The 9,630-nt window shown below is 63.8% G+C and carries 8 protein-coding genes; 2 read left to right on the forward strand and 6 right to left on the reverse strand.

What is annotated here, in order from left to right; genetic code table 11:
* The first annotated feature begins 37 nt into the window (after positions 1-37).
* Positions 38-1,117 carry a glycosyltransferase family protein gene (locus ACH9EU_RS18120; RefSeq protein ID WP_396415304.1) on the forward strand — a complete coding sequence of 360 codons (1,080 nt, stop codon included), beginning with the start codon at positions 38-40 and terminating at the stop codon, positions 1,115-1,117.
* A 99-nt stretch (positions 1,118-1,216) separates the two neighbouring features.
* Here the strand turns inward: ACH9EU_RS18120 and ACH9EU_RS18125 are convergent, their stop codons facing one another.
* The 5 genes from ACH9EU_RS18125 to ACH9EU_RS18145 form a co-directional block, all read right to left on the reverse strand.
* The gene (locus ACH9EU_RS18125) at positions 1,217-2,119 is read right to left on the reverse strand and encodes a glycosyltransferase (protein ID WP_396415305.1); all 903 of its coding nucleotides are present in this window, start codon (positions 2,117-2,119) and stop codon (positions 1,217-1,219) included.
* Complete coding sequence (locus tag ACH9EU_RS18130; protein ID WP_396415306.1) at positions 2,116-2,979, reverse strand: glycosyltransferase family 4 protein; 864 nt, start codon at positions 2,977-2,979, stop codon at positions 2,116-2,118. The genes ACH9EU_RS18125 and ACH9EU_RS18130 overlap by 4 nt, the downstream gene beginning before the upstream one ends.
* A 329-nt stretch (positions 2,980-3,308) precedes the next feature.
* The gene (locus ACH9EU_RS18135) at positions 3,309-4,964 is read right to left on the reverse strand and encodes an ATP-binding cassette domain-containing protein (RefSeq protein ID WP_396415307.1); all 1,656 of its coding nucleotides are present in this window, start codon (positions 4,962-4,964) and stop codon (positions 3,309-3,311) included.
* 303 nt (positions 4,965-5,267) lie between these two features.
* Positions 5,268-6,383: a glycosyltransferase gene (locus ACH9EU_RS18140; RefSeq protein WP_396415308.1), complete on the reverse strand. Its 1,116-nt coding sequence runs from the start codon at positions 6,381-6,383 to the stop codon at positions 5,268-5,270.
* Entirely contained in the window at positions 6,380-6,850 is a 471-nt protein-coding gene (locus tag ACH9EU_RS18145) for a VanZ family protein (protein ID WP_396415309.1), read from the reverse strand. The genes ACH9EU_RS18140 and ACH9EU_RS18145 overlap by 4 nt, the downstream gene beginning before the upstream one ends.
* 96 nt (positions 6,851-6,946) lie before the next feature.
* Here ACH9EU_RS18145 and ACH9EU_RS18150 point away from each other — a divergent pair, with 96 nt between their 5' ends.
* A complete protein-coding gene (locus ACH9EU_RS18150) occupies positions 6,947-8,443 on the forward strand; it encodes a polysaccharide biosynthesis tyrosine autokinase (protein WP_396415310.1) in 1,497 nt (498 codons plus the stop codon).
* 55 nt (positions 8,444-8,498) lie between these two features.
* Here ACH9EU_RS18150 and ACH9EU_RS18155 read toward each other — a convergent pair whose 3' ends face one another.
* On the reverse strand, positions 8,499-9,620 hold the full coding sequence (locus ACH9EU_RS18155; protein WP_396415311.1) for a glycosyltransferase: 1,122 nt from the start codon (positions 9,618-9,620) through the stop codon (positions 8,499-8,501).
* Between the last annotated feature and the right edge of the window lie 10 nt (positions 9,621-9,630).

The raw sequence follows: 9,630 nt of genomic DNA on the forward strand, positions 1-9,630 counted from the left end.
GGCGGCTCATTCGATCGATCGACGACAAGGGAACGGCATGAACATCCATCTATTCACCGAGCACGACCTCGATTCCCCAGGCCGATATCTCGACTCCGGAGCAATCCGCCATGGCGCCTTTCCCTACGGGGCAGATCGTCTCTCACAACTGGGAAATTCTCTAAGTTGGTCACGCATCAGCGGTCCCTCCAGGTTGACGGAGAGGGCATGGACCGCCCTGGAGCACAGAACACGGGCCTATCCGCGCCGGGGATTGACACGACTTCGAGCAATTCAGCGCTCGGACGTGATGCTGGCGCTCCTTGAGCCGAACGCCTCCTTCCCAGCGTGGGCACGTCGCCACCACATCCCTCCCTTCCACTCGACACCGCTCGCCCTGTGGTCCTGCTGGGCGGCTGAAGAACTGCTGACGGGAACGGAACAGCGCCGCCGACAACTGCTCGCCCTGTTGCAGGAATGCGATGTCGTCTACTTCCTCAGCCGGAACCAACAAGACATTTTCGCTGGATACGGAGTACCGGAGGAGAAACTTCAGTGCATCGACTTTGGAATCAATCCAGACCTCTTCCCGCGCCAGCAGGAACAGCGGACGATCGATGTGGTCTCTGTCGGCTTGGACCGTGGCAGGGACTACGACACGCTGATCGAGGCGGCCCGGGGCGTCTCGTGGGACGTCGTCATCAAAACGAGCGAAGGATTCCGCCCCTCCACCAGTCATCTTCCACCTAACGTGCAACTAGGTGGACCGGTGAGTTTTGACGAATACCGATGCCTCCTTCAGAAGGCCAAGATTGTCGTCGTGCCCTCCAAGAAGATGGCCTATCCGAGCGGCCAATCCGTTGCGCTTCAAGCGGCGAGCACGGGGGCGCCGGTGGTGACCGCACGCACTAGCGCACTGCAGCATTACTTCACGGACGGGATCGACTCCAGACTGTACGAACCCGGTGACCACTTGGATCTACGTCGTTGCATCAATGGTCTTTACGACAATGCTGAACTCCGGACATCGATTGGCGAGAGGGCGGCTCAACTGGTTCGTGAATCATTTACCGAAGAACTGATGTGGACCCAGGTCCATGAAGATCTGTCTCAGCGGGTGACTCCGGAAGTCGGATGAACACATGTGGGAAAGCGGTCCGGAGCGGCCACTCAAGGCCACTCGAGTGGCTGACTGTTCGTTCAACTCCCTGACCGGCTCCTTGTGGCCGTCGAACCGTCACCGAGTTTCGATCCCGAGGCATGGTGGCGGACTTTTGCACACACGGTACCGCAGATGTCCTTCGAGCAGACCGACGACCCAGCCATAGGTAGCCAGCTGATCCTGCCTGGTAGCACGCCGCAACACACGATAAGACTTCAATATTGCCACCAAACAGTGTCTCACGGCGCCCTTGAACGAGATTGGGTCCAGGTCGGCGTACTCGTGAAAACGGACCCAGAGGAGAATCGACGAGGCCGCATAACGTCGCCGTTGACGAAACAAACCCATGGCGCTCGTGCGCTGCCGGTAGTCCAAGAGGGCGTTTGGCGCATACCCCAATGACCCGCCCGCCTTCTGGAGCCGCCAAAAAAAATCCGACTCTTCGTGTCCTCCCTCATAGGACAGGTCGAAACCTCCTAACTTAAACAACCAGCTACGCGTGACCCCACAGTTGCAACCCAGAGCATAAGGTAGGTAGCCGTGCACTGATGCAAGTTTGAGTTCGCCCGTCACCTGTTCTGGTTCTTGGGTGGCATCGATCAGCAGACTGCGTGCGCCCACGGCGTCGTAATCATCGAGCGACTTGGCCATCTCCCGCACCCATTCTGGATGCACCCGGTCGTCCGCGTCGCAAAACAGGACCAACTCCCCACGGGCCTGTTGTGCTCCCACGTTGCGCCCGTGCGCCACGGTCGCAGGCCCCTGGGCATCAATGACCCGGAGAGAGGGCAAACGGTCGCCCCAGCTCTTCACGACCGCCACGGTGTCATCCGTCGAGCCGTTGTCGGCCACCACCACCTCGAAAGGCTCCCCCACGTCCTGCTCGCTGAGGGCGCCAAGCTGCCGGTGAATGTCGCGGGCACCGTTGCGAACCGGGACGACCACGCTGATGCGCGGCGATCCGGCAACTCTGGTCATCGGGACTCCTCGGGGTCGAATCCGTACGTTCGGCGGACCGCGGCGCGGAAGTCGGGCAATCCATATACCTGCCGGGCAGAGTCGCGGGCGACATCTGCGTGACGCTCGAACTCATCAGGGTGCCTCAGAACCCGAGTGACGGCGCCAGCGAAGTCGGCCGCGTCGTCGTGCACGCCGGCGAACCAGGAGGACTCCCCAATGCCCTCAGCTCCCACCGTGGTGGTCACCACAGGAACTCCCCTCACCAAGGCATCGACGACCTTGAACTTGACGCCGGCCCCGTGTCGGAGGGGGACAACGACGGAGGTCGCCCTTTCATACAGCGGGTCCAAGTTCTCCACGAATCCAAGCAACCGGACAGCAGGGGTGTCGTCCACAAGCCGCTCGAGCTCCTCGCCCGGCCCAGCCCCCGCAACGTCGAGACGCACGCTCGGCCGTTGAGCTCTGATGGCGGGCCACACCTCGCGAAGAAACCAGCGGAGCGCTTCGCGGTTCTCATCCCGATACATGGCAGCGACGAAGAGCAGACAATCCATTTCCGGGGCCCTGAAGGCTTCGGGCGCGTCCGCCGCCAGCGGCGGGAACAGTACGCGCACCCGGTCACCTGGGATCAGTGCCCGGTCCTTGTCACTGAGCACCGCCACCACGTCAGCATGGGTGGCCGCAAACCGTTCGACGGCGACAGCTTGCCACTGTGCCCAGAAGTATCGGACTCGCGCTGTGGTCGTCCGGGCAGCTTTCCTGTCCCGGGCGAATCTCTGCGAGAGAACATCGTGGACCATTACCACCGTCCGCGCACGTGGATTCAAAATGGCCACAACTGGCAGCAGGGTGGCAAAGTGCGACCACTGAATGTCCACGATATCTGCGCTTTGCACGGCCTGCCGCACTTCCCGACGAAGCACCATCTGGAGAGCAAAGCCGGCCGGGTGCGCCGCGGGGAGGACCCACTGCCTCGTCCGTTGCCGGAGACGTCCACCCCGGTACCACCCTCCTCCCAGAGCCAGATGGCGGGGTGCTGAGCCCGCCCTTCGGGCGTGCTCGGTCGCGTCCCCATCCGGGACCAGTGACAACAGTTCCGCACCGCTCTCATGCAGGACATCCTGAACATGTTGCACCAACCGTGCGCCCGCATTGTTGGGATTGCGGTACGGCAGCACGGGGCTCAGCGTCAGGATCCGAGGTCGGTTCATGCCAGTCTCCCCAGCTCCACGAGCCGTGCGAACTCTGGACTGACCTGCTCGACCTCCACGAAAGTGCCCTCGGTCTGAATGGTTCCTTCGGCCATGAAGACGACCTTGTCCGCATGGCGCACCGTCGACAGGCGATGAGCTACAAGGATGATGGTCATGGAACCACGCAGAGAGGCGATGGTGTCGGTGATCTGTCGCTCTGTGATGTTGTCGAGGGCCGAGGTAGCTTCATCGAGGACCAAGACCGAGGGCTCCCGGTAGAGCGCTCGCGCAATACCGATGCGCTGCCGCTGGCCGCCCGACAGACGGATCCCCCGCTCGCCCAACCGTGTCTCGAGACCTTCCGAGAGGTGGCCTATGAGATCCGTGAGCTGGGCACTGTCCAGGGCGTGGCGCAATCGATCATGATCGATGGTGGCGGCGCTCTCGCCGAAAGCGATGTTGGCAGCCACTGTGTCGTCCAAGAGGAATACATCCTGTGGTACGACGCCGAGTCCCGCGTACCAGGAGGGAAGATCTGCACGGACATCCGTTCCGCCGCAGGTGACGCTCCCGCTCGTGGGATCCAGCAGACCGAGGATGATGTCCAGCAACGTGGATTTGCCCGCTCCCGACGTGCCGACGAAAGCGACCGTGCTGCCCTCTGGTACTGCAGTGTTGACTCGCCGAAGGATTAGGTCATCGCTGTCCTGAAAGCGGAATGTCACATCGTGGACTTCGATGTCGCCCGAGAAACGGCGAAGCTGACCCGCTGACTCCTGGAACGAACCGTGGGCTTCGAGCTCCTCGACCTCGTCCACCAGGATTTCCAAGGCGACTCGGCCGGCTCGTATTGCACCGAACGCCGCAGTGACGCGATTGAGAACGGGGAGAATCCGAGTTGCCGCCACGGCAAACACGCCCAACACGCTGATGGCGCCGTCCACAGGCATTCGGGAGAACAGGACAAGGGCGATGAGCGCAATGCCGACGACGAGGCCTACCTCCAGTGCGTACTTGGGAAGTTCGTTGACCAGGGAAAGCTTGCGGTTAGCACGAGCGCGATCAACCTTCGCACGGCGGAACCGTTCCACAAACAGAGAACCTTTCCCTGCCATACGAGATTCTCTGAATCCGCTGAGACCGGGCATCAGCGCGGCCCAGGCATCGAGGTCGGACTGTGCTCCCGCTTCGCCGATCCGTCGGTGGTGCGGCTTCAGTGAACGCTGAACGCCCCAGCTAAGCAGGAAGAAAAACACAGCTGCCAGGAGCGTCGCCAACGGAGAGACCCAGAAGAGCAGAGCGAGAATCAGAAGGATGGTCAACAAGTCCGCGACCAAACCGAAAATCCCGAGGAAGACCTGGCCGAAAGTCTGGGCCACGGAGGACGCGAGGGTCCGGTGGATCTCAGCGACCTTGCGCTGGCGGTGAGCCCAGTACGGGGCAGCCAAGTAGCGTCGCATGAGCTCGGTGGCAGCCTCGGCCTCCATGGCCGTTGTTTTGCCGAGCAACCACCATCGGAAGGCGAGAGTCGCCAGACTCTTCAGGACGAAGGCGCCGCCCACCAGGCCGGCCATCACAATCACTAGCTCCTGCGTGGTCTGCGCCCCGGTGATGCGCGAGATGGTCGCGAGCGGGCCCTGGTCGGTATTGGCTCCGGTGAGCAACTGCATGAGCGGGAGCATGGCCGCTACTCCCAGCGTGTCCAGGACAGCGACCGCCACAGGTCCCAGTACAGCACCTGCAATCCACGACCGGATCGGAGTCTGCACCAGACCGGCGGACTGACGGAGTTCGTGACGGAACGACCTTGTGCTCATATCCTCAGGTCTTCTCTCCCGGTGCGTGATTCTCGGTCATAGCGGGCCCTGCTGAGTTCCAGATGCTGTTGCAACCGCTGCGCAGTTTGCACCGTCATGATTGGCCCATCATATGCACCCACATAAGAAACGCCTGTACCCTCCCAGCTGGGTCGCTCATCCTCGGCTAGCCGGCAGTCCCTCCGTGACTTGCACACAGGCCTCCAACACCTGATGGGCCCATCGGTCCCAGGACAACACGTCCCGGGCGTGCTGCCGAGATCCGCGTACCAGCCCCTCATGGACCTCCGGGCGAGACATCGCCAACAGTTGTCGAGCGGCGAAAACCGGTCCTTCGGCACCAACGGGTACGAGGAACCCCGAAACACCGTCCCGAACGATGTCCGGGACTCCGCCGGTCCGCGTAGCGATGACGGGAAGCCCCGCGTGTGCCGCGTCTGTCAACGTCACCCCTCCCGCGTTCGCAGCCGCCAGTTCGAGCAGGACGTCGTGTTCGGCATAGACCTGTGACATGCGCTCTGCCGGGAGACGCCCGAGCGAGGTGACATGGTCAGGAAGGACAGGGTGGTCCCCCACCACGGTGAGCTGGACGGGGGTGCCTGCCGCCCGGGCCTGCTCGACTGCGGCCAGGGCCAGCGCACCGCCTTTGCGTTCCCAATTGCTGGTCACGAGCAGGGCCCGAAGTCCTTTTGAAGGGGCTTTCTCTCGGATCTCCGTGGGATTCGTTGCAGGACCGAAAGGTGCCACTCGGACCTTGTCCGGGTGGACCGCGTAATCCTGCATCAGAGAATTCGCCGCCCAGCGGGACGCCACTACCCATCCGGCCGTTTTTAACGCTGATCGTCGCTCGATGGTCTCGCCCTGCCGGCGGACGATCGCGGGCAGTCCCGTGAAGAGCGGGTAGTAGCCGGTGATGGCGCCAAAAGTGGCATCGGTGACCTGTACGATCGGGCGCTCCGTCCCGGTGTAGGCGAGCGGCGCCGACGCCGCTATACCCAGGACCACATCGCACGTCACGTTCGCCAAACGATCGGTCAGAGCGCGCCCACGGCGCCGGGCGGTCGCCACAGCGTGCCCGGTGAGATAGGGCTTCCCGGCCGCACGGCCGAACGCCCCAGCGGCCACGCGGTCAACCGGAGACGCTGCTTCCTGGCCGCAGGGCACGACGACGATGTCCGCCACATCCCGAAGGTGTCGGACCATCGGTTGCACCACACCTGACCAAGCTCGCGGGTCGTCCACGTTCCACGGAGTCACGAGAGAGATCTTCATTCGCACGCCTTACTGTCGCGAGCTGATGAATGCAGTGCCCATGCACCGAGTGCGGCGCCGACCATGCCTCCGAGTCCGTTAGCCGCTATATCCATGACCTCCGGGACGCGCGCGTCCATGGCGACGAGCTGGACGAACTCGATGGCGCCGCCGAGGGCGAAGCCGGAAAGGCCCCATCCCCAAGGTGAAATGCGCCGGACCAATAGCGTGAGCGCGAAGGCCAACAGGACAAAGACGAATCCGTTCGCCACCACGGCGAAGGCTTCGGGCGACACCTGTTCGGGGAGGCCCCACGATTTGGCGAGGGACCACAGATTCAGCATCAGCAGGCGGACGTCTTCCCCACGCGGCCAGAAGAACAGAAGAAGCATGCCGGCACCCAGCACCACGCACAGGACACCCCCGACGCGACGCGCAAGCGTCCTGTCTCGTTGGTCGACGTCTCCGCGCGACATTTGCTCGTCCACACGGCCAGCATATTCGAGACCTTTGCATGTTCACCGGACTAGGATGGGCAGTGCTGTGAGCGTCCCCCGTCCCCGAGTCCCGCAGGACTGCCACTCATGACCGTTCTCGACTTCTTGCGCTTGACGCGCGCGAACCTTCCATTGCTGCTGGCGGGACTTCTGCTCGGCGTTCTGGCGGCTTATGCCTTTTCGCTGACTGTCCCCAAGGTCTACACGTCGACGTCGACCGGTTACGTCAACGTGGCCTCGTCCGACGAGGGGGTCGACGAAGTAGTTTCCGGTAGCCAGGCCGCGCAGAACCGCGCCACCGCTTATGTTCCCCTGGTGGCCAGCCGCCCTGTGGCCGAGGAAATCGCGGAGCGCTCGGACAGTGTGGATTCGGCTGATCAGATCATGGGTCGACTCACGGCGACTGTCGTCCCCGGCTCGGCGCTCATGCAGGTCACTGCAATGAGCAGCACACCCGAGGAAGCCCGTGACCTCGCCAATGCTTCTCTCGTAGCCACGGCAGCCGTTGTGGGCGAGCTCGAAGGGCGGGACAGCCCCGTGGAGGTGATTCCCCTCGGGGATGCCCAGTTGCCCACGCAGCCAGCGAGCCCCGACATCCAGAAGTACTTCCTGGCCGGCGCCGTTCTCGGGCTCGTTCTCGCATATGCGGTCGCCTTTCTCCGCAAGGCTGCGGACGTCAAGGTGCGCACCACTGCGGACGTGGAGACGGCGGCCGGCGTCGGAGTCCTCGGCGTCCTACCCAAAGATCCTTCCCTGAAGGACGACAACCGCCGAACCAGCGCGCTCGAGGGCCGGGCCGCTGAGGCCATCCGACAGCTCCGCACCAACCTGCGCTTCGTCAGCGTGGACGCCCCTCCCCGCACCATCCTGATCACCAGTGCCCGATCGGAGGAGGGGAAGTCGACGGTCTCCACCACGATGGCTCGAGCTCTCGCACGGGCGGGAGAACCCGTGCTTCTCGTGGACGCCGACCTGCGACGACCCACCGTGGCCGAAGTATTCGGCATCGACGGCTCCGTCGGCCTGACGCAGATGATCACCGGTCAGATCGCATTCGAGGCGGCGGTCAAGCAGGTCGACGAGGACGGCCTCTTCGTGCTGCCGGCCGGGCGCATCCCGCCGGACCCCTCCGAGCTCCTAGGCTCCTCGCGGATGCGAGAGCTCATCCGGGGGTTCCGCAAGGACTTCACGGTCATCATCGACGCGGCTCCGCTCCTGCCCGTCACCGATGCTTCGTTGCTGTCCACCGCGGTGGACGGAGTCGTGCTGGTCGTGAAGGCCGGCGAGACTCGCAAGGAGCATGTCAGGGTCGCCCGGGAGATGGTACGCAAGGTCAACGGCAAAGTGCTGGGCGTGGTGCTGAACCAGGTTCCGACCGGCGGCCTGACCTCCCACTACTACGGCTACGGCTACGGAGCGTACGAGTCCTACTACCACCAGCCCGGTCGGACGGGCAAGAGCAAGCGCCCACAGCCCGGGGCCCGAGGAAAACGCCGTGCCGGTGCCGGCACGGTGAACGGCCCAGCACCGCACGGAGAGACACGTTCCGACCCCGTCATGACGTCTCAACAGGGCAACAGCTGAGGGCTGGGCTGCCGCGCCGGGTGCTCGAGGGCGTCCCGGCCATCGACGGAGAAAATCAACCGTCTGCTTGAGAGTCCTGTCCTGTCCTCGTCTGCAGCTCGCCCACAGCGGCGCGGATCCGGTCCCGGAACACCGGCTCCGAGAACGACCGCGCATGAGTCATGATCGCGTCCGCATCCCAGGTCTCCGGGCGAAAGTCGCGGACCGCCTCGCGGATCGACTCGACGTCGACCATCTCCATGAAGACGCCCGTGGTGTTCTCCACCACGGTGTCCAGATATCCTCCCGCGCGCAGCGCGATGGTCGGTTTGCCGTAGGCCGCTCCCTCCAGAGGCGTGATGCCGAAGTCCTCGTAGGACGGTGCGAGGACCGCGCGAGCCCGTGCGTACGCCCACCGCATCTGGGCGTCGGTGACGTCCGAGGCGATCACGACATTCCGGGGAGCGTTCCGGCGCAGTTCGTCGCGCAGGGGACCGTTGCCAATGATGAGCAGGTTCTCCGGAAGGCTCCGAAAGGCCTCCGCGGCGACTTGAACGTTCTTGTACGGAAGCAGGCGGCTGACCATGAGGAAAAAGTCTCCAGTGTGCATATGCGATGCGGCCTCCGGTATTGGCGTCTGGTCACCCGTTGTGTCGAAGCTGTGGGGCGGATGCAGCACGGGTGCCTCACGCCCGTAGACCTTCCGGATCCTTTGTTCGACCACACGAGAATTGCAGACGTAGGCCTCGGGACGGGCGGCCGCGCGCCGGTCCCATAGCACTAGGAAGGGTCGCAGGATGCCCAAGGCCCACCCCCTAGGGGTCTTCCACAGCGGGCCGCCTAGATACTGACGGCTCAGATACAGCCAGCGCGCCGGGGAATGGCAGTAGACCAGCTGGCGTCCGCGCGTCCGGAAGCCGTGCGCCCATCCCGTGCTGGAGGTCAGCACCACGTCTCCCGGGACGCGCACGGCAGAGACGATAAAGGGTAGTAAGGGCAACGCCGCCCGCACGTTCCGGCGCAGAGGCGCGATGCAGTTGAGCGGGGACGTGATCACGGTGGCGTCACGGAACTCCGGGAACGTGAGATCTGGGTCGTAGAAGGTCGTGTAGATCGGGGCTCCGGGGAAAGCCCGGTGCATTGCGAGGACCACGCGCTCTGCCCCTCCGCGCTGGGTCAGGTAGTCGTGGGCGATCACCACAGCGGGT

Origin of the sequence: Kocuria rhizosphaerae, assembly GCF_044462265.1 — a bacterium.
Taxonomy (GTDB): Bacteria; Actinomycetota; Actinomycetes; order Actinomycetales; family Micrococcaceae; genus Kocuria; species Kocuria rhizosphaerae.

Bases quoted from the DNA above. Each gene is read 5' to 3' on its own strand.
- ACH9EU_RS18140 (WP_396415308.1), bottom strand. From the start codon at position 6,383: ATGAAGATCTCTCTCGTGACTCCGTGGAACGTGGACGACCCGCGAGCT.
- ACH9EU_RS18150 (WP_396415310.1), top strand. From the start codon at position 6,947: ATGACCGTTCTCGACTTCTTGCGCTTGACGCGCGCGAACCTTCCATTG.
- ACH9EU_RS18120 (WP_396415304.1), top strand. From the start codon at position 38: ATGAACATCCATCTATTCACCGAGCACGACCTCGATTCCCCAGGCCGA.
- ACH9EU_RS18135 (WP_396415307.1), bottom strand. From the start codon at position 4,964: ATGCAGTTGCTCACCGGAGCCAATACCGACCAGGGCCCGCTCGCGACC.
- ACH9EU_RS18125 (WP_396415305.1), bottom strand. From the start codon at position 2,119: ATGACCAGAGTTGCCGGATCGCCGCGCATCAGCGTGGTCGTCCCGGTT.